The following is a 25349-nucleotide window of genomic DNA, read 5'->3' as shown; positions in this document are numbered from 1 at the left end:
CTGTTTCGGTTCGGCCTCCCGTCCTTTCGATCATCGCGCTCCAGCCAGCGGCGACGTAGACTGGCACTCTGTCCGTGCGAGTGCCAGGAGCCGCGATCCGGGGGGAGGGGTCAGATGAGTCTGGATGACCGCAAGCTCGAAGTGCTGCGGGCGATCGTCGAGGACTATGTGAAGACGCGCGAGCCGGTCGGCAGCAAAGCCCTGGTCGAGCGTCATCAACTGGGCGTCTCCTCCGCGACGGTCCGCAACGACATGGCCGTGCTGGAGGAGGAGGGCTACATCCGGCAGCCGCACACCAGTGCTGGCCGGGTGCCCACCGACGCCGGTTACCGGCTCTTCGTCGACCGCCTGACCAGGATCAAGCCGCTCAGCCCGGCCGAGCGCCGGGCGATCGAGCGCTTCATGGTGGGCGTCGTCGACCTCGACGATGTGGTGCATCGCACGGTCCGCCTGCTCGCCACCCTGACCCGCCAGGTCGCGGTGGTGCAGTATCCGAGCCTGTCCCGCTCCGCGGTCCGCCACCTGGAGCTCGTGCCGATCTCCACCACCCGGCTGATGCTCGTCATGATCACCGACACCGGCCGGGTCGAGCAGCGCCTGGTCGAGATGCCGGCCCCCGTCCCGGAGGGCGACGTGTGGGATCTGCGGCGCCGGGTCAACGAGAAACTGGCCGGTCAGAAGCTCGCGGACGCCCCGCCCCTGGTGGAGAAACTCGTCGAGGAGTGCGCCCCCGAGCGCCGCGGTGACATGGTGTGCCTCGCCACCGTGCTGCTGGAGACGCTGGTCGAGCGGAGTGAGGAGCGCCTCGCACTCGCCGGGACGGCCAACCTGACCCGCGGCGGTGTGCTGGACTTCCAGGGCACGCTGCGTCCCGTTCTCGAAGCGCTGGAGGAGGAGGTCATCCTGCTCAAACTGATCGGCGACCTCGAGCCCAGCACCACCCGGGTGCTGATCGGCGACGAGAACGAGATCGACAACCTCCGGTCGGCGTCCGTGGTCAGCACGGGTTACGGGCCGGGTGCGACGATCGTTGGTGGGCTCGGCGTGCTCGGGCCGACCCGGATGGACTACCCCGGCACGATCGCTACTGTTCGTGCAGTGGCACGCTACGTTGGCGACCTGTTGGCACAGAATTGACGGATCCGCGCAGACATTGAGGACTCCAAACCCCGTGGCCAAGGACTACTACGGAATTCTCGGCGTGAGCCGGGAAGCCACCGACGACGAGATCAAGCGCGCCTACCGCAAACTGGCTCGGCAGTACCATCCGGACGTCAACCCCGATCCGGAGGCGCACGAGAAGTTCAAGGACATCAACGCGGCGTACGAGGTCCTGTCCGACGACCAGAAGCGGCAGATCGTCGACCTGGGCGGTGACCCGCTCGCGCCCGGCGGCGGCGCGCCCGGTGGCGGTCCCGGCGGGGCCGGCCCGTTCGTCGGCTTCCAGGACATCATGGACGCGTTCTTCGGCACCGCGGCCGGCGGCGGCAGCCGTGGCCCGCGCCCGCGGACCCGTCCCGGCGCCGACGCCATCCTGCGACTCGAGCTCGACCTGGTGGAGACCGCGTTCGGCGTCGAGGCGCCGATCACCGTCGACACCGCGGTGCTCTGCACCCAGTGCTCCGGGGCCGGCACCGCGCCCGGCACCCACCTGGCCACCTGCGAGGTCTGCGGCGGCCGCGGCGAGGTGCAGTCGGTGCAGCGCACGTTCCTGGGCCAGGTCGTCTCGTCCCGCCCCTGCCAGAACTGCCAGGGCCACGGCACGATCATCCCGAGCCCGTGCCCGACCTGTGCCGGTGACGGCCGCATCCGTACCCGCCGATCATTGACGGTCAAGATCCCGGCCGGGGTCGAGGACGGCATGCGCATCCGCCTGGCCCAGCAGGGCGAGGTCGGCCCGGGCGGCGGCACCGCCGGTGACCTCTACGTGGAGATCCACGAGCGGCCGCACGACGTCTACTCGCGCAAGGGCGACGATCTCCACTGCCGGGTCACGCTGCCGATGACGGCCGCCGCGCTCGGCACCCGGATGACCATCAAGACGCTCGACGGCGAAGAGAACATCGAGGTCAAGCCCGGCACGCAGCCCGCCAGCACGTTGCGCATCCGCGGCAAGGGCGTGCCGCACCTGCGTGGTCAGGGGCGTGGCGAGCTCTTCGTCCACCTGGACGTGAAGACGCCGACCAAGCTCACCGCGGACCAGGAGCGGATGCTGCGGGACTTCGCGAAGACCCGCGGGGAGGATGTCGCCGAGCTGAGCAAGCAGGGTGGCTTCTTCTCCCGGATGCGGGACGCGTTCAACGGTCACTGATCGTCTTCGGTCAGAAGGGCGGCGGGTTTTCTCGCCGCCCTTCTGCGTTCCCGTTCCAGGATCACGATCGAATTCTTCATGTCGTGCGCCCGGCGTGGTCCCGGCCGCCGCTCCCGCCGGGACCCCGGAGGGCTTCGCAGGGCCGTGGCCGGCCCCGAGCGCGAAACCCTCCGGGGCGATCTGCGCGGGTGGTTCCGGAGACCCTTGACGGAGTCCCGGCCTTGATGACCGCCGTCGGCTGACGGCGGGTGGTCAGGCTTTCGGCCAGCGCCAGTTGAGTTCCGCCGCGGTCGGCGGCGGGCCGGGCAGCGGTCCATCGGCGCGCAGCCCGTCCAGCAGGATGGTGAGGCATCGTTCGCGCAGCTCAGCGGTCCGGGCGGCGTCCGGCACCCGCACCGCCGCGCACATCTCCAGCAGCAGCGTCACGTCCGCCGGGCCGATCTCCGCCCGCAGGTGCGGCCGGCCCCGCTCGACCAGCCGCCCGGCCAGCTCGGACGCCAGCACCGCGTCGGCGTGCATCTGCTCGGTCGGCGTGAACGTGCCGGCCAGGTGCACGGTCAGCGAGTGCACGTCGGCCCGGACGACCCCGCGCAGGAACGTCGCGAACGCGACCCAGTCGTCCGGCTCCGGGCCGGCCCGCTCGGCTTCCGCGATGAACGTGCGCAGCCCGTCGTGGCAGATCGTGCGCAGCAGCTCCTCCTTGCTCGGATAGCGCCGGTAGAGCGCGCCGATGCCGACCTTGGCCCGCTCGGCGACGGCGGCGACCGGCGCCCGGGGATCGGCCAGGAAGATCTCCCGGGCCGCGGTCAGGATCGCCTCGTTGTTGCGGACAGCCTGCTCACCACGTCCGGGCCTCTTCATGGGTGCAGCCTAGCGGATCGGAACGAAGTATTCCGTTCCACGGTCGCCGGTGCTACATTGGAACGGAACGAAGCATTCCGTTCCACTCCGAGGAGCAGGACATGGCCGAGATCCGCCCCTTCCGCATCGACGTGCCCCAGGGCGAGCTGGACGACCTGCGCGACCGGCTCCGCCGTACCCGCTGGACGCCGGAGATCCCGGGCCAGGGCTGGTCCCGCGGCGTCCCGGTGGACTACCTGCGCGGGCTCGCCACCCACTGGGCCGAGGAGTTCGACTGGCGGGCCGCCGAGGCGCGGCTCAACGAGCTGCCCCAGTTCCTGACCGAGGTCGACGGGCAGACCCTGCACTTCGCGCACGTCCGCTCGGCCGATCCGGCCGCCGTCCCGCTGCTGATCAGCCACGACTGGCCCGGCTCGTTCGCGCTCTACCTGCCGGTGGTCGAGGCGCTGCGGGAGCACTTCCACCTGGTGCTCGTCAGCAACCCGGGCGTCGGTTTCTCCGGCCCGCTCACCGCACCGGGCTGGAGCACCGCGCGCAGCGCCGCCGCGCTCACCGAGCTCATGGCCCGCCTGGGCTTCGAGCGCTACGGCGTCCAGGGCACCGGCGGCGGCGCCTGGATCGCCGTCGAGATGGGCCGGCAGGCGCCCGACCGGGTGATCGGCGTGCACGTCAACGGGCACATCACGTTCCCGTCCGGCGACCCGGCCGAGTTCGAGGGGCTCACCGACGCCGAGCAGGAGCGGCTGCGCCGCCTGCAGGAGTTCCGCGACGACCGGATGGGGTTCGCCGCGATCCAGTCGACCAGGCCGCAGACCCTCGCCTTCGGGTTGCACGACTCGCCGGTCGGCCAGCTCGCCTGGATCGTCGAGAAGTTCCAGGAGTGGACCGACCCGGCGTCGGCCCTGCCCGAGGACGCGGTCGGGCTGGACCTGCTGCTCACCAACGTCAGTCTGTACTGGTTCACCGGCACGGCCGGCTCGTCCGCCACCACGTACTGGGAGTCGGCCCACGACCCGTCCGCCTGGGCGCCCAAGGAGAAGTCGACCGTTCCGCTCGGGGTGGCCCTGGGCGTAACGGACATCACCGTGCGGCGGTTCGCGGAGCGGGAGGCGCCGGTGACGCACTGGACGGAGCTGCCGGCCGGCGGCAACTTCCTCTCCGCCGAGCAGCCCAAGCTCTTCTCCGACGACGTCACGGCGTTCTTCCGCTCCTGAACCGGCGGCGGGTGGCGCCCGGCGGTGATCGGGCGGAGCCTGTGCCGGGGGGCTCGCGGTAGCGTGCGGGGGTGTCAGCGCCGCTGTTTCTGGTCGAGAGCCTGCCCACCGGGTCCACGTTCACGCTGGACGGGCCGGAGGGGCATCATGCCGCCACCGTGCAGCGGCTGCGGGCCGGCGAGGCGCTGATCCTCGCGGACGGCCGGGGTGGCATCGCGCACGGCGAGGTCGTGGCGGTCGGCAAGGGCAGCGTGGACGTCGCGGTGGGCGAGCGCATCCAGGAGCCGGCGGCGGACCCGCGCCTCGTCGTGGTGCAGGGAATCGCCAAGGGTGACCGGGGTGAACTGGCCGTGCAGGCGATGACCGAGACCGGTGTCGACGAGATCGTGCCGTGGGCCGCGTCGCGGTCGGTGGCCCAGTGGCGCGGCGACCGGGGGTTCAAGGCGCGCGACAAGTGGGCGGCGACCGCCCGGGAAGCCGCGAAACAGGCCCGCCGGTCGTGGCTGCCCCGGGTCGCCGGGGATCCGGACTGTTCCACCAAGCAGGTCGCGGCCCGGCTCGCCGAGGCCTCCGCGGCGTTCGTGCTGCACGAGGAGGCCACCGAGCGGCTGACCGCGGTCACGCTGCCCGGCGCCGGTGAGATCGTGCTGGTCGTCGGCCCCGAGGGCGGCATCAGTGACGCCGAGGTGACCGCCTTCCGGGACGCCGGGGCGATCCCGGTCCGGCTGGGCAGTGCCGTCCTGCGCACCTCGACCGCGGGGGTGGCGGCGCTGTCGGTCCTCTCGGCCCGCCTCCACCGCTGGTAACGGCCCCGGCCGAGGTGACCGGGGCCGCCGCGTCGTCGCCGGCGCCTATCGTTCGATGTCGACGGTCCGCCGGATGTCGTCGTAGGCGTGCGCGGCGATGACCTCGTATCCACCGGGCACCGTGCGCCAGCCGTCGTCCCAGACCTGGAACGCGCGTTCGGGCAGCGGGATCCGCACACTGACCGTCTCGCCGGGCACCGCCTCGACCGACGCGAATCCGGCGAGCCAGCGTTCCGGGCGCTCGACCGGCCCGGGCTGTGCCGCGGACAGGTAGATCTGCACGACCTCCCGCCCGGCGCGCCACCCGGTGTTGGTCAGCGTCACGACGGCCTCGCCGGCGGTCACCGACATCCGGTCGTAGGTCCAGGTCGTGTAGCCCAGGCCGGAGCCGAACGCGTAGAGCGGCTCGCGCCGCCACCCGCGATAACCGATGAATATCCCTTCGCCGTACGACAACGAGCCGTCCCGTGGTGTCACCTCCAGGACCGGGCAGTCCTCCGCACGGCGCGGCCACGTGGTCGGGAGACGCCCGCCCGGCTCCTCGGCGCCGGTCAGCACGGCGGCCAGCGCGGCGCCTGCCTCCTGCCCGGGGAACCAGGTGAGCAGCACCGCGGCGACGTCCTCGGACCACGGCAGCAGCACCGGCGCTCCGGCGTTGACCACCACCACGGTCCTCGGGTTGACCGCAGCGACCCGGGCCACCAGCTCGTCCTGCCGGCCGGGCAGGGCCAGCGACGTGCGGTCGAAGCCCTCCGACTCGACCTGCTCGGTGGTGCCGACGACGACCACTGCCACGTCGCAGCGTGCCGCGAGGGCGACCGCCTCGGCGATCAGTCCCTCCTCGTCCGGGCCGGGCGCGCGGTGGCCCAGCGTGGTGGCGGCCGAGTGCGCCGTACCCGGCTCGAAGCTCTGCCGCAGGGTGATCCCGACGGGCTCGCCGGCCGGCAGGGTGATCGTGAACCGCTGCTCGCGCGGGTGCAGCAGCAGGTCGGCGCGCCCGGTGCCGGGCGGGTGCAGCGAGCCCTGGTAGAGCTTCTGGTCGCCGACGGTCAGCTCGAACGCGCCGAAGCCGGAGATCGCGAAGACGTGCTCACCCGCGACGTCCGGGGTGTACGTCGTGGTCAGCTCCAGGACCGTGATGTCGTCGACGGGCAGGCCGCCGGGCGGGTCGCCGAGCCAGCGGACGGCGGCCGTGGGCACCTCGAACCGGTACGCGCCGAGATCGACGTGGAAGCCGGACCAGCCCGGGCCCTGAGCGGCGGGCAGGAACGGGCGGGGGTCGGCCCCGACGGCGTACTGCACCTCGGCGAAGCCGGCCGCCCGGATCCCGTCCAGCGGGGAGAGCACGTGCGGCGGGGCGACCTGGGCGCTGCCGCCGCCGAGCACCCGGGCATCCTGCGCGAGCGCCCCGATCACGGCGATCCGCAGCTGCTCCTTCTCCTCCAGCGGCAGCACCCCGGTGTTGCGGGCGAGGACGAACGAGCGGGACGCGACCCGGTGCGCGACCGCGTCGCCGTCGACCTCGGTGAAGGACGGCGCCGGCGCGTCGCCCAGCGCGCCGACCCGGGCGGCGAGGCGCAGCACCCGCCGTACCTTGTCGTCGATGACCTCGATCGGAACGGCCCCGGACCGGACCGCCTCCGCGAGTTTCGCCCCCCACGGGTTGTCCATCGCCGGCATGGCGATGTCGAGCCCGCCGAGCGCGGCGCCCACGGTGTCCCGGGCGGCCCGCCAGTCGGAGACGACCACCCCGTCGAAGCCCCACTCGTCCTTGAGGATCTCCTTCTGGAGGCGGCCGTTCTGCGCCATCGACGTGCCGTTGACCCCGTTGTACGCGCTCATCACGCCCCACCCGCCGGCCTGCGCGACCCGCTCGAACGGCGCCAGGTAGAGCTCGCGCAGCGCCCGTTCCCCGATCGTGACGTCGACCGTCATCCGTTCGGTCTCGAAGTCGTTCCCGACCAGGTGCTTGACCGTGGTGCCGACCCCGAGCTCCTGCACGCCGCGCACGAAACCGACAGCGATCTCCGCGGTGAGCAGCGGGTCCTCCGAGTAGCACTCGAAGTGCCTGCCGTTGAGCGGGGTGCGGTGCAGGTTGACGGTCGGGCCGAGCACCACGTGCACGCCCTTGCGGCGGGCCTCCTGGCCGAGCAGCCGGCCCGCCTCGGCGGCCAGCTCCGGGTCCCAGGAGGCGGCGAGCGCGGTCGGGCTGGGCAGGGCGATCGACGGATCGTCGGGCGCCCAGCCGGTGCCCCGGACGCCGACCGGCCCGTCGGACATGACCAGTGAACGCAGGCCGATGCGCGGGATGGCGGGCAGCGACCAGAAGTCCTGCCCGGTCAGCAGGGACACCTTCTCGTCCAAGGAGAGTTGGCCGAGTAAGTGATCGAAGTCGGTCATGTGAGAGCGCTCCCGGCAGTGGGTGGAACCTTCTGCGACCCATTCAAACCCACATCCGGCCCGCATAAGATCCGACAGGTGGACAACACCTGCCTGTTCTGCCGCATCGTCGCCGGCGAGATCCCCGCGACCGTCGTGCACCGCACCGAGACCACCCTGGCCTTCCGCGACATCGACCCGAAGGCGCCGACCCACGTCCTGGTGATCCCGGTCGAGCACTACGCCGACGTGGCCGTGCTCGCCGAGGCGAACCCGTCCGCCGCCGCCGACCTGCTGGCCGCCGCGGCCGCCGTCGCCGAGGCCGAGGGCCTGACCGGGGACGGCTTCCGGGTCATCTTCAACACCGGTCGCAACGGCGGCCAGGAGGTCTTCCACGTGCACGCGCACGTCGTCGGCGGTGCTCCGCTCGGCCCGATGCTGGCCGGCAAGTGAGCACGGCACACCCACGCTACGAACGCGCCGTCCGCCGGGCGCAGGCCGACGGGCGGATCCCCGCGCTCAGCGTCGCCCTGCTGCGCACCGACCGCGACCCGTGGGTCCTCACCGTCGGCGACTCCGGTGACCCGCGGCGCCCGCTCGGGCCGGCCAGCCGGTTCCGGATCGGCTCGGTCACCAAGACGTTCACCGCGGTGCTGGTCATGCAGGCCCGCGACGACGGGCTGCTCGACCTGGACCAGCCGGTCTCGCGCCACCTCGACGTGCCGGCGCACGGCGACGCCACGATCCGGCGGCTGCTCTCGCACACCGCGGGTTACCAGCGGGAGCCGCACGGCGACGTGTGGGACACGCTGATCGCCCCGGACGCCGGCCGGCTGCTCGCCGAGCTGGACCGGGCCGAGCGGGTGCTGCCCAACGCGCGGCGCTACCACTACTCCAATCTGGGACTGGCCGTTCTCGGACAACTCGTCGCGAAGCTGCGCGGCGGGACGTGGGCCGAGATCCTCGCCGAGCGCATCCTCGGGCCGCTGGGGCTCGAGCACACCACCGTCGACCGGCCGGACGAGGCGGTGGTGGGTTACCTGGTGGACGCGTACTCCGACGCCGCCCGCCCCGAGCCGCCGGTCGACCTCGGCGGCGTGGCGCCGGCCGCGCAGCTCTGGAGCACCGCCTCCGACATGGCGGCGTGGGCCGCGTTCCTGACCGACCCGCGGCCCGGCAACAAGGTCCTCGACCCGGCCACGCTCGATGAGATGCGCTGGCCGCTGACCACCACCGACGAGTCGCTCTGGGCGGCCGGTTTCGGTCTCGGCCTGATCCTCCAGCCGGAGGGCGGCCGGGTCGTGCACGTCGGCCACGACGGCGCCATGCCGGGCTTCCTGGCCGCCGTCTACGGCCGGCGTGGTGGCGAGGGCAACCCGGGCGGGCTGGGCTGCGCCGTGCTGGGCTCGTCCGGCACCGCGGGGCAGACCAACGAGCTGGTCCACGAGCTGTTGCGGCTCGCCGTCGAGACCGACCCGGCCGAGATCCAGCCGTGGCGGGTGGCCGCGCCCGCGCCGGCCGCCTACCGGTCGGTGCTGGGCCGCTGGTGGAGCGAGGGGTCCGAGTTCGTCTTCGCCTGGCACGACGGGCGCCTGCAGGCCCGCGCGGCGGAAGCGCCGGCGGATCGGCCCCCGGCGACCTTCCGGCCGCTTCCCGACAATCAGGACATCTTGCGTACGGCATCCGGGCGCGAGGTGGGTGAGTTGCTCCGGCTCACCCGGGACGAGTCGGGCGCGGTGGTCCGCATGCACTGGGCGACCTATCGGTTCACCCGCCGGCAGGAGGGCTTCGACGGCGGCCTCGCGTCGGACGGGCCGGGCTGATCTTCCGGCCTGATCTCCCTGGCCGGCGACCGGCCTTCTTCCTGGCCGGAGGCCGGCTGGAAAGGCCCCGGGGGTGATCTGTGGAACGGCCTGCCGATAATGGCATCGGCAGGCCCGCGGGGGAGCGGATAGGATGGCACGATCCTTGAGCACGCCGCCCCGACAGCCTTAGCCGGCCCGGCGGGACGACGCCTAGAACGAGAGCAGGTGGCGGAGGCCCCCAGGGCCGCCCTATGACCGGTACGCCGAACCCTTCCAGCACGGGCTCGTCCAGCCCGGTGCGGGCGCAGACCAAGATCTCGGTGTCCGACCCGAAGATCATGGTGAACCTGCTCGGCGCCAAGGACGAGATCCTCCGCCTCATCGAGCGCACGGTCACCAGTGACGTGCACGTGCGGGGCAACGAGATCACCATCACCGGTGAGCCAGGCGACAACGCCACCGCCGAGCGTCTCTTCTCCGAGCTCATCGAGCTCATCGAGAAGGGCGAGACGCTCAGCGTGGACGCCGTTCGCCGCACCCTGCGGATGCTCGAGGAGAACACCTCCGAGCGTCCCGCCGAGGTGCTGACGCTGAACATCCTGTCCCGGCGGGGCCGCACCATCCGGCCCAAGACGCTGGGGCAGAAACACTACGTCGACGCCATCGACGAGAACACGATCGTCTTCGGGATCGGCCCCGCCGGCACCGGTAAGACGTATCTCGCCATGGCCAAGGCCGTGCAGGCGCTGCAGGCCAAGCAGATCAGCCGGATCATCCTGACCCGGCCGGCGGTCGAGGCCGGCGAGCGGCTGGGCTTCCTGCCCGGCACGCTCACCGAGAAGATCGACCCGTACCTGCGGCCGCTCTACGACGCCCTGCACGACATGCTCGACCCCGAGTCGATCCCGCGCCTCATGGCAGCCGGGACGATCGAGGTCGCGCCGCTGGCCTACATGCGGGGCCGGACCCTCAACGACGCGTTCATCATTCTGGACGAGGCGCAGAACACCACGCCCGAGCAGATGAAGATGTTCCTGACCCGGCTCGGGTTCGGGGCGAAGATCGTGGTGACCGGCGACGTGACCCAGGTCGACCTGCCGGGTGGCACCAGCAGCGGGCTCAAGGTGGTCCGCGAGATCCTGCGCGACGTCGAGGACGTGCACTTCGCCGAGCTGTCCAGCTCCGACGTGGTGCGGCACCGGCTGGTCGCGGAGATCGTGGACGCCTACGCGCGGTTCGACGCCGAGCAGGAGCAGGCAGCAAATTCCGTTCATGCCGTGCCGGGCCGGGCCGCCAACGGCCGGGCTCAGCGCCGGCGCTGATTCGCAAGGGGTAATCGCAGCACTATGTCCATCGAGATCGCCAACGAGTCGGGAGTCGAGGTCGACACCGACGCGATCCTCGCGGTTGCCCGGCACGCCCTCGAAGAGATGGGGGTCAACCCGCTCGCCGAGCTGTCCGTCCTCCTGGTCGACATCGACTACATGGCCGAGCTGAACCACCGGTGGATGGGCAGCGACGGGCCCACCGACGTGCTCGCCTTCCCGATGGACGAGGGCAGCGTCGACCACGGGCCGGGCGAGTCCGGCGCCGGCGAGCCGGCGTTGCTGGGTGACATCGTGCTGGCACCGGAGGTGGCCGCGAAGCAGGCGGTCGCCGCCGGGCACTCCGCCGCCGACGAGCTGCACCTGCTCACCGTGCACGGCGCCCTGCACCTGCTCGGCTATGACCATGCCGAGCCGGAGGAGGAGCGCGAGATGTTCGCTCTGCAGGCGAAGTTGCTGCAGAGCTGGCGCGCCGGGCGCAAAGCCGGCTGATCGTGGACCCCGCCTCGGCCGGCCTTCCGGACCTGCAACTGATCCTCTTCGCGGTCGGGCTGGTCCTGCTGGCCGGTCTCGCCTCGATGACCGACGCCGCGCTGGCCACGGTCTCCGCGGCCCGTGCCGGTGAGCTCGAGCGTGAGGGGCAGCGGGGCGCGGGCGCGCTGGCCGCGGTCGCCTCCGACGTGGTGCGCTACGTCAATCTGCTGCTCCTGCTCCGGCTGCTCTGCGAGCTCTCCGCCACGACGCTCGTGGCGCTGGTCGCGGTGGACACCTGGGGCGTGGGCTGGCCCGCCGCCCTGATCACCGCCGGCGCCATGACGCTGATCAGCTTCGTCGTGGTCGGGGTCGCTCCGCGGACGCTGGGGCGCCAGCACGCGTACGCGGTGGGTCGTGCCGCCGCCCCGCTGGTCCGCTGGCTGGGCCGGGTGCTGAACCCGCTGGCCTCCCTGCTGATCCTGATCGGTAACGCGGTGACCCCGGGCCGGGGTTTCCCGGAGGGCCCGTTCGGCAGTCAGGTGGAGCTGCGTGAGCTGGTCGACCTGGCCGAGCAGCGCGGCGTCGTCGAGCACGGCGAGCGCGAGATGATCCACTCCGTCTTCGCGCTGGGTGACACGATCGCCCGCGAGGTGATGGTGCCGCGCACCGAGATGGTGTGGATCGAGGCGCCGAAGACCCTGCAGCAAGCGCTCTACCTGTTCCTGCGGTCGGGTTTCTCGCGGATCCCGGTGATCGGCGAGAGTGTCGACGACGTGCTGGGCGTGCTCTACCTGAAGGACGTGATCCGGCGGACGCAGAGCGGCGATCCGGCGGTGACCGCGCAGGCGGTGGCCGACGCGATGCGCCCGGCACAGTTCGTGCCGGAGTCGAAACCGGTCGACGACCTGCTCTCCGAGATGCAGGCGGCCCGCAACCACCTGGTGATCGTGGTGGATGAGTACGGTGGGACCGCCGGCCTGGTCACCATCGAGGACATCCTCGAGGAGATCGTCGGCGAGATCACCGACGAGTACGACGTGGAGCGCCCCCCGATCGAGCACCTGGAGGACGGCGCGGTCCGGGTCGCCGCCCGCCTGCCGATCGAGGACCTGGGCGACGTGTTCGGCGTCGAGCTGCCGGCCGACGAGGTGGAGACGGTGGGCGGCCTGCTCGCGCAGACGCTGGGCCGGGTGCCGATCCCGGGCGCCCAGGCGGATGTCGGCGGCCTGCACCTGATCGCCGAGGGCACCACCGGCCGGCGGAATCGGATCGACTCGGTGCTGGTGCGCCGGGCCGAGCCGGCGCCGCCCGACGACAACGATGAAAACGTAGCCGAGAACGAGGAAAGACTTCCCGCTGATGCCTGAGCAGTCGTTTGCCGCTGTCACCGTGCCGAGCGCCGGTGACGCCGCGCTGAGCGCCGAGGATGCCAAGCTGGTCACCCTGGCCCGCAGTTCGCGTGCCCGGGCCGGCGCGGCCGAGGGCGCCGCGGTTCGCGACCAGGACGGTCGCACGTACGCGGCCGCCTCGGTGGCGCTGCCCAGCCTGACCGTGACCGCGTTGCAGCTGGCCGTGGCCCAGGCCGCGGCCTCCGGCGCCACGAAGATCGAGGCCGCCGCGGTGGTGACCGAGGGTTCGGCGCTGGACGGCGCCGGTCACGCCGCGGTCCGCGACCTGGCCGCCGACGCCGCGATCCACGTCGCGGGCCCGTCCGGGACGCTGCTCGGCACGGTCGTCGCGTGAGCGCCGACCAGCCCGAGGAGCGCCGCCCGCAGTCGGGCGAGCGCCGCCCGCAGTCGGGCGAGCGCCGCCCGCAGTCGGGCGAGCGTCGCCCGCAGTCCGGCGAGCGCCGTCCTACCGCGGGCGAGCGCCGTTCCGGTGACCGTCGCCCGGCCCCGGGAGAACGTCGTCCCGTGTCCGGTGACCGTCGCCCGGTCCAGGGGGATCGCCGCCCCGCGTCGGGCGACCGCCGCCCGGCTCCGGGAGAGCGCCGGCCCTCGTCGGGGAACTGGCGCCCCGGATCAGGGGACTGGAGCCCCGCGTCCGGTGACCCCCGGTCGACGTCCGGTGACCGTCGCCCCGCGTCCGGTGACCGTCGTCCGGCGCCCGGTGACCGTCGTCCGGCGCCCGGTGACCGTCGTCCCGTGTCGGGCGATCGTCGCCCGGCGTCCGGGGAGGGTCGTCGCGCGTCGGCAGACCGGCCCGGCACTCCCGCCGCCCCCTCTGCCGAGCGGCGGCTCACCGCGGGGGAGCGCAACGAGCTGAAGCGCCAGGAGCGCCGCGCGGCCCGCCGAGTCGAGCAGCAGGGCGCGAGTCCGCGAGCGCACAAGCCGGGTGGGGCGCGTGGCGGCCCGTCCGGGGAGCGGGGCGCGGCCGGTTCGCGCACCGCTCGTGCCGCCGATCCCTCCGGTACGACGAGGCGGCCCCCGGCGGCGAACCGTGCGGGAGCCGATCGGGGCGAGGAGCGGGTGGTTCCGGCTGTCGTGCCGGGGCGGGACGAGGCGACGGCGGTGCGGCCGGAGCGGAAGCCACGGGTCCGCAAGCACAAGGCCGCCACGGTGGAGCGCCAGGAGGACGGCGTCTACCGGGCCGGTTTCGCCTGTTTCGTCGGGCGGCCGAACGCCGGCAAGTCGACCCTGACCAACGCGATCATCGGCCAGAAGATCGCGATCACCTCGAACAAGCCACAGACCACCCGGCACGTGATCAGGGGCATCCTGCACCGGGCGGACTCCCAGCTCGTGCTGGTCGACACGCCCGGTCTGCACCGCCCCCGGACACTGCTCGGCGAGCGGTTGAACGACCTGGTCCGCGAGGTGTGGAGCGAGGTCGACGTGATCGGGGTGTGCTTCCCGGCCGACGAGCCGGTGGGGCGCGGCGACCGGTTCATCTCGGCCGAGGTCAGCGCGCTCAAGGCCAAGGTGATCGCGGTGGTGACGAAGGTCGACCTGGTCGACCCGGCGACTCTGGCGCAGCGTCTGCTGGCCGTCGCCGAGCTCTACGACTTCGCCGAGATCATCCCGGTCAGCGCCGTCTCCGGGCACCAGGTGGAGAACCTGATCGACGCGATGGTGCGGCACATGCCGGAGTCGCCGCAGCTCTACCCGGACGACGTGCTGACCGACGAGCCGGAGCAGGTGCTGATCGGCGAGCTGATCCGCGAGGCCGCGCTGGAGGGTGTGCGTGACGAGCTGCCGCACTCGATCGCGGTGATCGTCGAGGAGATGCTGGTCGAGGGCAACCTGACCCGGATCTTCGCGGACATCTACGTGGAGCGGGACAGTCAGAAGTCGATCGTGATCGGGACGCGTGGCGCCCGCCTGAAGGAGGTCGGCTCCCGCTCGCGGGTGGAGATCGAGCAGCTTCTGGGCAAGAAGGTGTACCTGGATCTGCACGTCCGGGTCGCCAAGGAGTGGCAGCGGGATCCCAAGCAGCTCCGCAAGCTCGGCTTCTAACTCGAAAGTAGGACATTCCCTGGATATGGGATAGTTCACCGGATTTGCACTTTCGTGCTAAAAGCGGGTAACACGGTTGGCCATGCGCAACCGGTACCTGGACCTGCTCCGCGCGATCGCCACCGTCCGGGTGGTGATCTATCACCTCACCGGCTGGGCGGCGCTGACCGTCGTCTTCCCGGCGATGTCGGTGATGTTCGCGCTGGCCGGCTCGCTGATGGCGGCGTCGCTGGACCGGTCCGGGGTGTGGGCGGTGGAGCGACGCCTGCGCCGGTTGCTGCCGTCGCTCTGGGTGCTGGCTTTGCTGATCGCGGTGCCGGCGATGCTGATCGCCGGCACCCCGTTCGACGTACATCTGCTGCTCTGGGGTTTTCCCCTGGTGGATCCGGAGGCGACCGGCCGCTGGGCGGAGCTGCTGAGCCACGCGTGGTATCTGCGGGACTTCCTGTGGTTCGTCCTGCTCTCACCGCTCGCGCTTCCGGCCTTCCGGCGCTTCCCGGTGGTTTCGGTGATCTTCCCGTACGCCGTTCTGCTGATCTTCGAGATCACCGGCGTCAAGCCCGTGAACGTGGTCCACGACCTCGCGCTCTACGGCGGCGCCTGGATGCTGGGCTTCGCCCACCACGACGGTCACCTGAGCCGGCTCCCGCGCAGGTGGCTGTGGGGTCTCGCGGCCGCGCTCGCCGTGCCGGCGGCCGCCTGGGTGGTGACCCATCCGGGACCGCGCGGGTACGACCTGAACGACATCCCGATCGGCAACGCCCTCTGGTCCGCCGCGTTCGTGCTGGTCGCGCTCGGCTGCTCGCCGCTGGTCCGGGAGCACCGGGTGCTGACCGTGCTGAACTCGCGGGCGCTGAGCGTCTACCTCTGGCACATCCCGGTGCTCGTCCTGGTCACCCGGTTCGGCGAGACGCACGGGCTGCCGATCGCCGGCGCGGCCGGTTACGGCTGGCGGCTCCCGGTCGTGGTCGTGCTTCTCGGCGTGGTGCTGGCGCTGGTCGGGTGGGTGGAGGACGTGGCAGCCGGGCGCCGGCCGTCGCTGCTCCCGGGCCGCCGCCTGCCGGCTCCGGTCTCCCCGGCCCCGGCCGCGGTCCTGGCCGAGCCTCCGGCTCTAGATCGTGCCGACGGTCAGGTTGCCGCTGCGCGCGCGTAGGTCCAGCACGTTCGTCGCCTTGGGATCGTTCGTGACGCCCTCGATGGTCGCCTCGCCGTCACCACTGTGCTGCTTCACCTGGTAGCTGCCCTTCGGGACGATCAGGTCCAGGTCGCCGCTGGTGACCGAGGCGGTGACCGAGGCCGGCTGGGACAGCTCCAGGTCGAGGTTGCCGGAGGTGACCCGGGCGTCGACCGGCCCCGTGATGTCGTGCGCCTGCAGGTCGCCCGAGGTCGCCTCCAGCGTCGCGCCGGGCACCCCGGACACCGTCACGTTGCCCGACGTGGCCTTGATCCGCACGGGTGCCGTGGCGCCGTCGATCATGACGTCACCCGAGGTCAGCGTCAGGTCCACGGCGCCGACGTCGGTCAGGCTCACGCCGCCCGAGCGCAGCTTGCCGCTCACCTTCACGCCGGCCGGGGCCTGCACCTCGTACGAGATGGTGCAGTCGAAACCGCAGTCGGTCGGCAGCGTGAGCGTGGTGCCGGTGATCTGGTACGTCGGGCCGGAGCCGTCGCCGCCCCGGACGACCCGCTTGATCCGGGTCTCGGTGACGTTGCCGGTGGTGACCGTCACATCGCCGCCGCCGCCGTCCAGCACGATGTCGCTGACCTTCGTCTTCTCGGTGTCGTCGAAGGTCATGGTGGCGCCCACCGCGCCGTCGCAGCCGGCCAGGGCTGCGACCGAGGCTGCGGCGAGGACGAGGACGGCAACTCTACGGCTCATGGGTCGACCGTATTTCCGGGGACATACTGAGCACCATCGGTCCCGTCCCGGAGTCGACCCTGAGATCCGGGTCAGGGTTTGTCGTAGGCACCGGGCAGAATGGCGTGGTGCCCGCTGGATACCGCCGCCATCTCTACCGCGACGACGCGGTCGTGCTGCGCGCGCAGAAACTGGGCGAGAGCGACCGCATCGTCACCCTGCTGACCCGCCGCCACGGCCGGCTGCGCGCGGTCGCCCGCGGCGTGCGCCGCACCACCTCGCGCTTCGGCGCCCGCCTCGAGCCGTTCGGGCACATCGACCTGCAGCTCGCCGGCTCGCCCGAGGGCGTGGGCAGTTCGCTGCAGTCGGTCAGCCAGGTCGAGGCGCTGTCACTGTTCGGCAAGAGCTTCCTGGCGGACTATCCGCGCTACACCGCGGCCAGCGCGATCTGCGAGACCGCCGAGCGTCTCACCCCGGTCGAGCAGGAGCCCGCGCTGCGGTTGTTCCAGCTCACCCTGGGCGCACTCAAGGCGCTCGCCGCCGGGGAGCACGCCGGCAGCCTGGTGCTCGACGCCTACCTGCTGCGTGCCATGGCCTTCGCCGGCTGGGCGCCGGCGGTCACCGAGTGCGCGGTCTGCGGCGAGCCCGGGCGGCACGCGGCGTTCGCGGTTCCGGCCGGCGGCGCGGTCTGCCCCGACTGCCGCCCACCCGGCGCCGCGCACCCCAGCCCCGACACGCTCGGCCTGATGGCCGCCCTGACCAGCGGCGACTGGTCGGTGGCGGACGTGTCCGCCCCGTCGGTGCGCCGCGAGTGCAGCGGCCTGGTCGCCGCCCACCTGCAATGGCACATGGAGCGCTCGCTACGCTCGCTGCCGCTTGTCGACCGACGGGAGTTGAAACCGTGAGCCCGCGTCCGCCCACCCCGCACATCTCCGGCGTCCGGCCACCGGCGCTGCCGGCCGCCGCGCTGCCTCGTCACGTGGCGATCGTGATGGACGGCAACGGCCGCTGGGCCAAGGAGCGCGGCCTGTCCCGCACCAAGGGCCACGAGCAGGGGGAGCACTCGCTCTTCGACGCCATCGAGGGCGCCATCGAGCTGGGCATTCCCTACCTCTCGGCGTACGCGTTCTCCACCGAGAACTGGAAGCGCTCGCCCGAGGAGGTGCGCTTCCTGATGGGCTTCAACCGGGATGTCATCCGTCGCCGCCGCAACCAGCTCGTCGATCTCGGCGTGCGGGTCGTCTGGTCCGGGCGGGCCGGCCGGCTGTGGAAGAGCGTGATCTCCGAGTTGCAGACCGCCGAGGAGATGAGCAGGAACAACAAGACGCTCACCCTCCAGTTCTGTGTGAACTACGGCGGTCAGGCGGAGATCGCCGACGCCGCGGCGGCGATCGCGCGGGACGTGGCGGCCGGCAAGCTCAAGGCCGACAAGGTCAACGAGAAGACGATCGAGAAGTATCTGTACCATCCCGAGGTCCCGGCGGTGGACCTGTTCCTGCGGCCCTCCGGCGAGCAGCGCACGTCGAACTTCCTGATCTGGCAGTCCGCCTACGCCGAGATGGTCTACCTGGACACGCTCTGGCCCGACTTCGACCGCCGCCACCTGTGGTATGCGTGCGAGCTCTACGCCCAGCGTGACCGGCGTTTCGGCGGCGCCCTGCCGAACCCGGTGTCCCCATCGTGATGGACAAGGTCGTGATGGACAAGGTCGTGATGGACGAGGTCCGGCACCTGTGGATCGCCCGGCACGCCTTCGCGAACGAGGACGAGACCGGGCTGACCGGCGACGGGGAGCAGCAGGCCGCCCTGCTCGGTGAGCGGCTCGCCGGGGTGCCGCTGTCGGCCGTCTTCCACGGGCCGCTGCCCCGCGCCGCCCGGACGGCCGAGCTGGTCGCCGCGCACCTCGGCGACGTGCCGGTCGAGCCCGCCGAGGAGCTCGACGACAACCTGCCGACGCCGGCGAACTCGGCCGCGATGATCGCGCGGTTCACCGGGCCGGCCGCCGTCGAGACGCACGAGCTGCTGATCACGCACGCGTTTCAGGTGGCCTGGCTCGTGCGGGACGCTCTGGAGGCGCCCGAGGAGCGGTGGCGGGGACTCAACGCGTGCAACACCGGGCTGACCCTGATCCGGTACTTCCCGGGGCAGAAACCTCGGCTGATCATGTTCAACGACGTGAGCCACCTGCCGGCCGCGCTGCAGTGGACCGGCTTCCCGCCCGAGCTCAGACCCTGATCTCCAGGGCTTTGACCGTCGCCTCGAGGTCGCTCAGATTCGGCAGTACGGCGTGGGCGCCGGCCGCGATCAGGTCGGCCGCCGGGGTCGCGCCGGTGGCGACCGCGATCGCGACAGCGTCGTTGGCCAGCGCGGCCGTCACGTCGTTGACGGTGTCGCCGATGACGACCGGGTGGAACGGCTCGCCGTACTTGGCCTGCGCCCGTTCCAGACTCCGGCGGACCAGGGTGGCGCGCACACTGTCGTCGGTCCCGTAACCGCCGACCTCGGCGTCGAACGCCCCGGACAGGCCGAAGGCGCTGACCTTCATCGCGGCCACCTCGGGGACGTTGCCGGTGACCAGGGTCTGCACGATGTCCGGCCGGCCGCCGAGATGCGACAGGACCTCGCGGACGCCCGGCATCAGCGCGCCCTGCTCGGCGAACTCGTGCCGGGACGTGCCGACCAGCTCGACGTACCGCGCGAAGAATCTCTCCGGAGTGCAGTCGGTGACGCCGTGCGCCGCGAAGACACCACCGCAGATATCCAGGTCGGTGCGGCCGCCGAAGATCGGCTCGTCCCGCCACGCGACGCCGGTGACCTCGGTGAACGCGGCCTTCCAGGCGCGGGAGGCGACCCCGCCGCCACGCAGCAGCGTGTAGTCGATGTCCCACATGACGAGCCGTCTCATGACTGTCCCAGCACCCGTTCGATGTGCTCCACCTTCGCGGTCAGGGCGCCCGTGACGCCGGGGCGGACGTCCGCCTTCAGCGACAGGCTGACCCGGGGCGCGACCGCGGCGACGGCGTCGACGGCCTGCTTGACGACGGCCATGACCTCGTCCCACTCGCCCTCGATCGTGGTGAACATGGCATCGGTGCGGTTCGGCAGGCCCGAGGCGCGGACGACCCGGACGGCCTCGGCGACGGCATCCCCGACCGAATCCCCGGACCCGATCGGCGTGACAGAGAAGGCAACCAGCATGGCTTGATTTTCGCAGGCACTGTGCTCGGTCTCGCAGGCGCTGTGACGGCTTCCGCGATGTCTACAAACTATCAGTGAGGAGGGCAAATCGGTATCGGCCGCTCGATCGAGGCGGGAGAGGGGCGGATTCGCCTACGGTCGCCGGGTGACAGATGCGGCAGCGGCGGGGACATGGACGATCGGGGACCGGGTCGTCAACCGGATGGGCTTCGGATCGATGCGGATCACCGCGAACCCGGACACCGGCGTGGCGATCCGGGTCCTGCGGAGAGCCGTCGAACTCGGGGTGGATCACCTCGACACGGCGGCGTTCTACTGTTCGCCGGGCGGGATCATCGACGTCGGGCCGGGGCCGGTGCGGCATGCGACCGACCTGATCAGGAAGGCGCTGACGCCGTACGCGAATCGGGTCCTCATCGCCACGAAGGTCGGACCGAAACGGCTGCCTGACGGGAGCTGGGGTTTCGGAGGCCTGCGTGAGCAGGTCGAAGAGAATCTGCGGCGGCTCGGCGTGGAGACGCTCGACCTGGTGAACCTGCGTATCACCCGGCGCGACGCGGACATCACGGAGTGGTTCGGGGAGCTCGCCGCGATGCGGGACGAAGGGCTGATCCGGCACCTGGGGCTGTCCAACATCACCCCGGGCCATCTCGACGTGGCCTCGCGGATCGCGCCGGTGGCGTGCGTGCAGAACGCGTACGCGCTCGACGTCCGCCGCGATGAGGAACTGCTGCGGGTCTGCGGTGCCCGGGGGATCGCGTTCGTGCCGTTCTTCGCGATCGCCGGGGGCCGGCGGGAGGCGGGGGCGACGGCCTCTCCGGAGGCGGGGGTGCTGGGGGTCGCGCGGCGGCACGGGGTCAGCGAGCACCAGGTGCGGCTGGCCTGGACCCTGCACCAGGGGCCGCACGTGCTGGCCATTCCCGGGACCGGCGACCCGGCCCACCTGGAGCAGAACATCGCGGCCGCCGCAGTGCACCTGGACAAGGACGATCTGGCCGCGATCGATCAGTCGGCCAGGTGATCTCAGTTGAGTCGATCAATACGCGCGACTAGTCTAGGCGCTGAGCAACCCCTGTCGGGCGGGTTGCCTATCCTGAGGGGAGGTGCGACGGATGGGGATAACCGTGGAAGCGAAGCCGGAGATCACCTCGTTCGAGGTCGACGACGCGAATCTGATCGAGGCTGCCAAGATCCTCGGCACCAGGACCGTGGCGGAGACCGTCAATGCCGCGCTGAGTGAGGTCGTCGCCATCCGCAAGCGGGTCGAGGCCATGGAGAAGCTGGGGGAGTTGGGCGCCCGTGGTGACTTCGACGAATTCCTGGACAAGAGCAGCTACCGGCCATGAGCGTGCAGTTTCTGGTCGACACCAGTGCCTACATGCGGCTGGCGCGAGAGCCCGTGCTTCGGGAGACCTGGGGTCACTATCTCAACTCGGGTCTGCTTTCCATCTGCGAGCTCACCGAATTGGAGATCTACTACACCGCCAAATCGCCAGATCATCGGCTCGAATTGGCCTCGACGATCCGAGATCGGTACAAATGGGCGCTCATGCCGGACGAGATCTATGCCCGTGCGCTCCAGGTCCAGGAGCGTCTCGCTGAGGGTGGGGCGCATCGGTCGGCTGGGCCGGTCGACCTCCTGGTAGCGGCGACGGCAGAGTCCCAGGGCATGACGATCCTGCACTACGACCGCGATTTCGAGCAGGTGGCCAGGATCACCGGGCAGCCGACCCGGTGGATCGCGGAGCCCGGTTCTGTCGCCTGACGCCGTACCCCTTCGACGATTTCCGTTGCCGCCGGCGACGCCATCGATGATCATGGCGGCGTGAGTCAGTATTTCCAGGCTGGTGACCTGGTGCTGTGGAATCCCTCGAACGGGGTGGCGACGCTCTTCGTCCGGACGAGTGAGGCTATGGCGCCGCTGGTCGGGCTGCCCACCGGGATCGGGCCTTGCGTCAACGATGAGTACGAGATCGACCTGGACATGTTCGAGTCGTTCGTCGATGCGCTGGCCGCGCGTTACCTGAGTGCGAACCACCCGATTCTGCGATCGCTGGTGGAGGGGTTTCTCGCCACCGCGATCGTGATGGCGCAGCGGGCCGGGCGGGAGTTGCCGGCGCTGCGGGCGCAGAGTAAGCCACGCTGGTGGGACCTCTCGGTGGGCCGGAACCAGATGCCGCCGGGCGATCGGGAAGAGCTGATCGAGTTGGTTGCCGAGCACGCGTCGGGCATGGCGCGCTGAGCGCGGGCGGCGGCCCGCCGTGGCACGGCCCGCGCGTGCGGCAGCGGCCGGTGTTCGACTGACGGGAACGGTGGGTTGCCGTGCAGATCACCGCCCCGCGGGTTCCTAGGGTGAAGGCCATGACTCATCGCCGTCTGCCTCAGTTGCTGGCCGAAGCTCGCAGCGGGGTGCTGCTGTTCAGCGTCACGCCGCCGAAGCGGAGCACCGCGGAGGAGCGGGTCAAGGAGATCGCCGAGGTCACGCTCGAACGGATCAGTGGCATCCCGCTGGACGGGCTGATCCTCTACGACATCGACGACGAGTCCGATCGGAACCCGCAGGAGCGGCCGTTCCCGTTCCTCGCGACGCTGGACCCGGCTCGGTACTACGAGACGCACCTGGGCGCGTGGGCGCAGCCGGTGATCATCTACCGGTGCGTCGGCAAGTACGAGGAGGCGGAGCTGCGTGACTGGATGATCCGCTCCGATCCGGAACGGGTGCTGAGCGTCTTCGTCGGGGCGTCGTCCGGTGGGAAGGCGGTCCGGACCGGGCTGCGGCGGGCCCAGGAGCTGCGCGACGAGTTCCGGCCGGAGCTGCCGCTCGGGGCGGTGGCGATCGGTGAGCGGCGCGACGAGCACCTGCGGATGCTGGCCAAGCAGGAGCGTGGCGCGAGCTTCTTCGTGTCGCAGGTGATCTACCACGTGAACGAGACCAAGAACCTGATCTCCGACTACTTCTACGAGTGCCGGGCGCGGGGTGTGCAGCCCCGGACGATGATCTTCACGTTGTCGTTGTGCGGGTCGCTCAAGACGCTGGAGTTCCTGCGCTGGCTCGGGGTGGACGTGCCGCGCTGGCTGCAGAACTCGCTGCGGCACACCGCCGATCCGCTCGCCGAGTCGTACAAGCACACCCTGGACATCGCCCGTGACCTGCGGGACTTCTGCGAGCACCTGGGCGTGCCGTACGGGTTCAACATCGAGAGCGTGTCGATCCGTAAAGCCGAGATCGAGGCCACCACCCGGCTCGCCGCCGACGTCGCGACCCTGCTCGGACGTTAGTTCCGTCCGACTGGATCTCCCGGTGGTCATGAGGGACGGACACCACCGGGAGAGCGAGCCGGGGCCGTCAGTGGGCGGCGCAGCAGGGAGTGGGGTCGCGGCGTTCGAACGGGACCAGGACACCGCCGGCCGCCGGAGTGGTGACCAGGACCAACTCGCCGGAGCGGAACTGGGGACGGACGAAATCGCCGGTGTCCACGACAGCGGACGGGCCGGCCGGGCCGCTGCCCAGGATCTCGACCCGGGCGATGGAGCTGCGCTGCAGGATCTCACTCACGCTCAGCGATCCGGTGAGGCGGGTGCTGCCCGGGAAGAGGACCGCGCGGCCGGCCGGGCCGGTGGCCGCGGCGTCAGCCGCCGCCCGCAGCGACGGTTCGGTGTCGAACGGCTCCGGGGTGAGCAGGCTGATCGCGACGTGCGGGTACGGGGACGGGACCAGGTGGGTGCAGGCGAGCACGGGTGCCGGGTCCAGCTCCTGGATCCAGTGGTCGGCCTCGGCCAGGGTGCGGTGTCCGAGGCTGACCCCGACGATCCGGGCGACCGCGCCCGGGGCGGCGGAGAAGACCGTGCCGGCCGGGGAGCCGGCCGGCACGAGCCCGTCCGTCATCGGGGGAGAACCCAGATGGGGTTGGTGTAGAACCACAGGTCGGTCCACGGGTCGGCGTCGCCGATCACGTCGAGCTTCGGGCCGGCCGGGTCGACCGACGCGCCGTTGAGGCCGGCCTGGCTGCGGTTGCCGTCGGTGCCGCGGACGCGGACGTAGAACGGCTTGTCGAGGCGGCCCAGGTTGAAGCTGAGCGAGACCGTCCCGCTGGTCTTGCTGATCTCGAACGACTTCACCACCCGGGTGTCCGGGGCCAGGAAGTTGTCCTTGTTCGTGACCGGGCCGGTCACCGTGCCGACGATGACGTCGACGCGCTTGAGCTTCGGGATGAACGTCGCCCAGTTCGGGGTGTCCTGCAGGTCGATGTCGAGGGTCAGCTCGGTCGAGGTGCCCCGCTTGACCTGCAGCACGCCGCCGAGCGGGGTGCCGGTCCACGAGCGCCGGTCGCCGGTCTGGCGCACCCGCGCGTCCAGCCCCTTGATCAGGCGGCCGTGGTCGACCCAGACGCGGCCGGCGCGCAGGCCGTCCATGACCGAGCGGTACGAGAACGACGACGCGCCCACGTTGGTCCGGCCGTAGTAGCCCGGCCAGAAGTCACCGGCCGTGGTCAGCGGCTTGCCGGTGTACTCCGGGTCGTTGTATTTGCCGTTGGCGGTGAAGTCGCTGTTCGCGCCCTGCGCCGACTGGTCCAGGTAGACCACGTGCGAGTCCGAGTTGACCGTGATCCACCAGGTCTTGCCCTCGGCGAGCAGGCTGTCCCAGAGGCCGCCGACGGTCGCGGTCATCCAGTCGAAGCCGCCCCAGGTGCGGTAGCTCTCCAGCGGGTACCCGGCGAACGACGCCGCGGACGGGTTGTTGTCGTAGTAGCCACGAGCGCCGCCACGGCCGTTCGGGGCGGGGATGCCGGCGGCCTGGTGGCCGGGCGCGCCCTCGAAGCCGATCGCGACGCTCGGGTCCGCGTCACGCCAGTTGCGGATCTCGTGCGGGGAGTCGATGCCGCGCCGGGCCGGGTGGTTGGCCAGGAACAGGGCGCCCTCGACCTTGCGCTGCCTGACCTGCTCGCCGAGGAACTTGATGCCCTGGATGGCCATCGCCTCGTTCTGCTCCGCGGTGTTGGTGGCCGGCAGCAGCGAGCCGTCGTAGGCGTTCTCGAACCGCTTGAGGACGTCCACCTCGTTCTTGCCCGGGTGAACGAAGACGGTCGCGTGCTCGGCGCCCGGGATGTTCCACTCCAGGCCCTGGAACGTCAGCAGGTCCCGGATCTCGGAGCGGGTCTTCACGATGTCCGGGTTGACCTTGTCCACGCCGATCTTGGCGTGGGTGGCGCTGCCGTGGTCGGTGATGACGAGCCAGTCCAGGCCGTACGCGTGACCGTGTTTCGCCTGGTCGAGCACCCGGTACTGCGCGTCGGAGCTGTACTGCGTGTGGATGTGGTGGTCGCCGGCGAGCCATTTGAAGCCGCCCTTGGCGTCACCGCCGCCGTACTGGTCGTGGGTGTGCGGGAGGCCGGCGGCCGCCGCCGCACCCGGCCGGGCGAAGACCGAGGCGGCCGCCGCGCCCGCGCCGAGCAGGCCGGCGCCGCGCAGGAAGCCGCGCCGGGAGTGGTCGGAGGGAGAGAGCTCGCTGTCCGGGATGCTCAGGTCGAGCGCTTCGGGAACGTCGGTCCCGGCAGCCGCTTCGTGGGAGTGATCGTGATCGTGGCCATGACCCATGGGCGCCACCCTCGCGGGAGCAGGCCAACGTCCACTGTCGAAGCGGTGACGGCGCGGCGAACACGCGG

The 25349-nt window shown here is 71.4% G+C and carries 27 protein-coding genes; 20 read left to right on the top strand and 7 right to left on the bottom strand.

What is annotated here, in order from left to right; genetic code table 11:
- Positions 1–114 precede the first annotated feature (114 nt).
- Both hrcA and dnaJ read left to right on the top strand, forming a co-directional pair.
- On the top strand, positions 115–1137 hold the full coding sequence (hrcA, locus tag Acy02nite_RS40200; RefSeq protein WP_203753743.1) for a heat-inducible transcriptional repressor HrcA: 1023 nt from the start codon (positions 115–117) through the stop codon (positions 1135–1137).
- Between the two features lie 34 nt (positions 1138–1171).
- Positions 1172–2311 carry a molecular chaperone DnaJ gene (dnaJ, locus tag Acy02nite_RS40195; RefSeq protein WP_203753740.1) on the top strand — a complete coding sequence of 380 codons (1140 nt, stop codon included), beginning with the start codon at positions 1172–1174 and terminating at the stop codon, positions 2309–2311.
- A gap of 252 nt (positions 2312–2563) precedes the next feature.
- Here the strand turns inward: dnaJ and Acy02nite_RS40190 are convergent, their stop codons facing one another.
- Entirely contained in the window at positions 2564–3172 is a 609-nt protein-coding gene (locus Acy02nite_RS40190; protein ID WP_203753737.1) for a TetR/AcrR family transcriptional regulator, read from the bottom strand.
- A 101-nt stretch (positions 3173–3273) separates the two neighbouring features.
- Here Acy02nite_RS40190 and Acy02nite_RS40185 point away from each other — a divergent pair, with 101 nt between their 5' ends.
- A complete protein-coding gene (locus tag Acy02nite_RS40185; protein ID WP_203753734.1) occupies positions 3274–4386 on the top strand; it encodes an epoxide hydrolase family protein in 1113 nt (370 codons plus the stop codon).
- Positions 4387–4457: 71 nt separating this feature from the next.
- Positions 4458–5192 (top strand): 16S rRNA (uracil(1498)-N(3))-methyltransferase, encoded by a 735-nt coding sequence (locus tag Acy02nite_RS40180; RefSeq protein ID WP_203753731.1) that lies wholly within the window; start codon positions 4458–4460, stop codon positions 5190–5192.
- A gap of 45 nt (positions 5193–5237) precedes the next feature.
- On the opposite strand, the gene Acy02nite_RS40175 is transcribed toward Acy02nite_RS40180, so the two are convergent.
- A complete protein-coding gene (locus Acy02nite_RS40175) occupies positions 5238–7592 on the bottom strand; it encodes a beta-glucosidase family protein (RefSeq protein ID WP_203753728.1) in 2355 nt (784 codons plus the stop codon).
- Between the two features lie 78 nt (positions 7593–7670).
- Between Acy02nite_RS40175 and Acy02nite_RS40170 the strand changes: the two genes are divergently transcribed.
- From Acy02nite_RS40170 to Acy02nite_RS40135, 8 genes are all read left to right on the top strand, one after another.
- Positions 7671–8024: an HIT domain-containing protein gene (locus tag Acy02nite_RS40170; RefSeq protein ID WP_203753725.1), complete on the top strand. Its 354-nt coding sequence runs from the start codon at positions 7671–7673 to the stop codon at positions 8022–8024.
- Positions 8021–9394, top strand: coding sequence for a serine hydrolase domain-containing protein (locus Acy02nite_RS40165; RefSeq protein WP_203753720.1), 1374 nt, complete (start codon positions 8021–8023; stop codon positions 9392–9394). Before Acy02nite_RS40170 ends, Acy02nite_RS40165 begins: the two co-directional genes overlap by 4 nt.
- Positions 9395–9627: 233 nt before the next feature.
- Positions 9628–10698 carry a PhoH family protein gene (locus tag Acy02nite_RS40160; RefSeq protein ID WP_203753718.1) on the top strand — a complete coding sequence of 357 codons (1071 nt, stop codon included), beginning with the start codon at positions 9628–9630 and terminating at the stop codon, positions 10696–10698.
- A 24-nt stretch (positions 10699–10722) separates the two neighbouring features.
- Positions 10723–11193 (top strand): rRNA maturation RNase YbeY, encoded by a 471-nt coding sequence (ybeY, locus tag Acy02nite_RS40155; protein ID WP_203753716.1) that lies wholly within the window; start codon positions 10723–10725, stop codon positions 11191–11193.
- Between the two features lie 32 nt (positions 11194–11225).
- The gene (locus Acy02nite_RS40150) at positions 11226–12542 is read left to right on the top strand and encodes a hemolysin family protein (protein WP_425548236.1); all 1317 of its coding nucleotides are present in this window, start codon (positions 11226–11228) and stop codon (positions 12540–12542) included.
- Positions 12535–12918, top strand: a complete 384-nt coding sequence (locus Acy02nite_RS40145; RefSeq protein ID WP_203753712.1) for a cytidine deaminase-like protein — start codon at positions 12535–12537, stop codon at positions 12916–12918. Before Acy02nite_RS40150 ends, Acy02nite_RS40145 begins: the two co-directional genes overlap by 8 nt.
- Before the next feature lie 815 nt (positions 12919–13733).
- Complete coding sequence (gene era / locus Acy02nite_RS40140; protein ID WP_203753871.1) at positions 13734–14630, top strand: GTPase Era; 897 nt, start codon at positions 13734–13736, stop codon at positions 14628–14630.
- Between the two features lie 82 nt (positions 14631–14712).
- Positions 14713–15783, top strand: coding sequence for an acyltransferase family protein (locus Acy02nite_RS40135; protein WP_203753709.1), 1071 nt, complete (start codon positions 14713–14715; stop codon positions 15781–15783).
- Here Acy02nite_RS40135 and Acy02nite_RS40130 read toward each other — a convergent pair.
- Positions 15742–16509, bottom strand: a complete 768-nt coding sequence (locus Acy02nite_RS40130; RefSeq protein WP_203753707.1) for a DUF4097 family beta strand repeat-containing protein — start codon at positions 16507–16509, stop codon at positions 15742–15744. The genes Acy02nite_RS40135 and Acy02nite_RS40130 overlap by 42 nt on opposite strands.
- Before the next feature lie 107 nt (positions 16510–16616).
- Here Acy02nite_RS40130 and recO point away from each other — a divergent pair, with 107 nt between their 5' ends.
- Genes recO through Acy02nite_RS40115 form a run of 3 tightly spaced genes read left to right on the top strand, consistent with a single transcriptional unit; the run spans position 16617 to position 18723 of the window.
- Positions 16617–17393 carry a DNA repair protein RecO gene (gene recO, locus Acy02nite_RS40125; RefSeq protein WP_203753705.1) on the top strand — a complete coding sequence of 259 codons (777 nt, stop codon included), beginning with the start codon at positions 16617–16619 and terminating at the stop codon, positions 17391–17393.
- Positions 17390–18172 (top strand): isoprenyl transferase, encoded by a 783-nt coding sequence (locus tag Acy02nite_RS40120; RefSeq protein WP_203753703.1) that lies wholly within the window; start codon positions 17390–17392, stop codon positions 18170–18172. Before recO ends, Acy02nite_RS40120 begins: the two co-directional genes overlap by 4 nt.
- Positions 18172–18723 carry a histidine phosphatase family protein gene (locus Acy02nite_RS40115; protein ID WP_239175681.1) on the top strand — a complete coding sequence of 184 codons (552 nt, stop codon included), beginning with the start codon at positions 18172–18174 and terminating at the stop codon, positions 18721–18723. Before Acy02nite_RS40120 ends, Acy02nite_RS40115 begins: the two co-directional genes overlap by 1 nt.
- Here Acy02nite_RS40115 and Acy02nite_RS40110 read toward each other — a convergent pair.
- A complete protein-coding gene (locus Acy02nite_RS40110) occupies positions 18713–19393 on the bottom strand; it encodes an HAD family hydrolase (protein ID WP_239175680.1) in 681 nt (226 codons plus the stop codon). The two genes, Acy02nite_RS40115 and Acy02nite_RS40110, sit on opposite strands and share 11 nt — an antisense overlap.
- On the bottom strand, positions 19390–19686 hold the full coding sequence (locus Acy02nite_RS40105) for an MTH1187 family thiamine-binding protein (RefSeq protein WP_203753701.1): 297 nt from the start codon (positions 19684–19686) through the stop codon (positions 19390–19392). Before Acy02nite_RS40105 ends, Acy02nite_RS40110 begins: the two co-directional genes overlap by 4 nt.
- A 145-nt stretch (positions 19687–19831) precedes the next feature.
- On the opposite strand from Acy02nite_RS40105, the gene Acy02nite_RS40100 reads away from it, so the two are divergent.
- The 5 genes from Acy02nite_RS40100 (at position 19832) to Acy02nite_RS40080 (ending at position 22965) form a co-directional block, all read left to right on the top strand.
- A complete protein-coding gene (locus tag Acy02nite_RS40100; RefSeq protein WP_239175679.1) occupies positions 19832–20707 on the top strand; it encodes an aldo/keto reductase in 876 nt (291 codons plus the stop codon).
- Between the two features lie 91 nt (positions 20708–20798).
- Positions 20799–21032 carry a type II toxin-antitoxin system VapB family antitoxin gene (locus Acy02nite_RS40095; protein ID WP_239175678.1) on the top strand — a complete coding sequence of 78 codons (234 nt, stop codon included), beginning with the start codon at positions 20799–20801 and terminating at the stop codon, positions 21030–21032.
- Positions 21029–21451 carry a PIN domain nuclease gene (locus Acy02nite_RS40090; RefSeq protein ID WP_203753699.1) on the top strand — a complete coding sequence of 141 codons (423 nt, stop codon included), beginning with the start codon at positions 21029–21031 and terminating at the stop codon, positions 21449–21451. The genes Acy02nite_RS40095 and Acy02nite_RS40090 overlap by 4 nt, the downstream gene beginning before the upstream one ends.
- A 60-nt stretch (positions 21452–21511) precedes the next feature.
- Entirely contained in the window at positions 21512–21928 is a 417-nt protein-coding gene (locus Acy02nite_RS40085) for a DUF6086 family protein (RefSeq protein WP_203753697.1), read from the top strand.
- Between the two features lie 119 nt (positions 21929–22047).
- Positions 22048–22965 (top strand): 5,10-methylenetetrahydrofolate reductase, encoded by a 918-nt coding sequence (locus Acy02nite_RS40080; RefSeq protein ID WP_203753696.1) that lies wholly within the window; start codon positions 22048–22050, stop codon positions 22963–22965.
- Between the two features lie 67 nt (positions 22966–23032).
- Here the strand turns inward: Acy02nite_RS40080 and Acy02nite_RS40075 are convergent, their stop codons facing one another.
- Both Acy02nite_RS40075 and Acy02nite_RS40070 read right to left on the bottom strand, forming a co-directional pair.
- Positions 23033–23572 (bottom strand): hypothetical protein, encoded by a 540-nt coding sequence (locus tag Acy02nite_RS40075; RefSeq protein ID WP_239175677.1) that lies wholly within the window; start codon positions 23570–23572, stop codon positions 23033–23035.
- Complete coding sequence (locus Acy02nite_RS40070) at positions 23569–25281, bottom strand: CehA/McbA family metallohydrolase domain-containing protein (RefSeq protein ID WP_203753693.1); 1713 nt, start codon at positions 25279–25281, stop codon at positions 23569–23571. The genes Acy02nite_RS40075 and Acy02nite_RS40070 overlap by 4 nt, the downstream gene beginning before the upstream one ends.
- Positions 25282–25349: the final 68 nt, after the last annotated feature.

The sequence above is a fragment of the Actinoplanes cyaneus genome (assembly GCF_016862095.1).
Taxonomy (GTDB): Bacteria; Actinomycetota; Actinomycetes; order Mycobacteriales; family Micromonosporaceae; genus Actinoplanes; species Actinoplanes cyaneus.
This window is presented reverse-complemented; position numbering and strand designations above follow the sequence as displayed.

What these genes read in the sequence shown, in the direction of transcription:
- hrcA (WP_203753743.1), top strand. Translation starts at nt 115, where the DNA reads ATGAGTCTGGATGACCGCAAGCTCGAAGTGCTGCGGGCGATCGTCGAG.
- Acy02nite_RS40190 (WP_203753737.1), bottom strand. Translation starts at nt 3,172, where the DNA reads ATGAAGAGGCCCGGACGTGGTGAGCAGGCTGTCCGCAACAACGAGGCG.
- Acy02nite_RS40185 (WP_203753734.1), top strand. Translation starts at nt 3,274, where the DNA reads ATGGCCGAGATCCGCCCCTTCCGCATCGACGTGCCCCAGGGCGAGCTG.
- Acy02nite_RS40175 (WP_203753728.1), bottom strand. Translation starts at nt 7,592, where the DNA reads ATGACCGACTTCGATCACTTACTCGGCCAACTCTCCTTGGACGAGAAG.
- Acy02nite_RS40160 (WP_203753718.1), top strand. Translation starts at nt 9,628, where the DNA reads ATGACCGGTACGCCGAACCCTTCCAGCACGGGCTCGTCCAGCCCGGTG.
- ybeY (WP_203753716.1), top strand. Translation starts at nt 10,723, where the DNA reads ATGTCCATCGAGATCGCCAACGAGTCGGGAGTCGAGGTCGACACCGAC.
- Acy02nite_RS40145 (WP_203753712.1), top strand. Translation starts at nt 12,535, where the DNA reads ATGCCTGAGCAGTCGTTTGCCGCTGTCACCGTGCCGAGCGCCGGTGAC.
- Acy02nite_RS40135 (WP_203753709.1), top strand. Translation starts at nt 14,713, where the DNA reads ATGCGCAACCGGTACCTGGACCTGCTCCGCGCGATCGCCACCGTCCGG.
- Acy02nite_RS40130 (WP_203753707.1), bottom strand. Translation starts at nt 16,509, where the DNA reads ATGAGCCGTAGAGTTGCCGTCCTCGTCCTCGCCGCAGCCTCGGTCGCA.
- Acy02nite_RS40115 (WP_239175681.1), top strand. Translation starts at nt 18,172, where the DNA reads ATGGACAAGGTCGTGATGGACAAGGTCGTGATGGACGAGGTCCGGCAC.
- Acy02nite_RS40110 (WP_239175680.1), bottom strand. Translation starts at nt 19,393, where the DNA reads ATGAGACGGCTCGTCATGTGGGACATCGACTACACGCTGCTGCGTGGC.
- Acy02nite_RS40105 (WP_203753701.1), bottom strand. Translation starts at nt 19,686, where the DNA reads ATGCTGGTTGCCTTCTCTGTCACGCCGATCGGGTCCGGGGATTCGGTC.
- Acy02nite_RS40095 (WP_239175678.1), top strand. Translation starts at nt 20,799, where the DNA reads ATGGGGATAACCGTGGAAGCGAAGCCGGAGATCACCTCGTTCGAGGTC.
- Acy02nite_RS40090 (WP_203753699.1), top strand. Translation starts at nt 21,029, where the DNA reads ATGAGCGTGCAGTTTCTGGTCGACACCAGTGCCTACATGCGGCTGGCG.
- Acy02nite_RS40080 (WP_203753696.1), top strand. Translation starts at nt 22,048, where the DNA reads ATGACTCATCGCCGTCTGCCTCAGTTGCTGGCCGAAGCTCGCAGCGGG.
- Acy02nite_RS40075 (WP_239175677.1), bottom strand. Translation starts at nt 23,572, where the DNA reads ATGACGGACGGGCTCGTGCCGGCCGGCTCCCCGGCCGGCACGGTCTTC.
- Acy02nite_RS40070 (WP_203753693.1), bottom strand. Translation starts at nt 25,281, where the DNA reads ATGGGTCATGGCCACGATCACGATCACTCCCACGAAGCGGCTGCCGGG.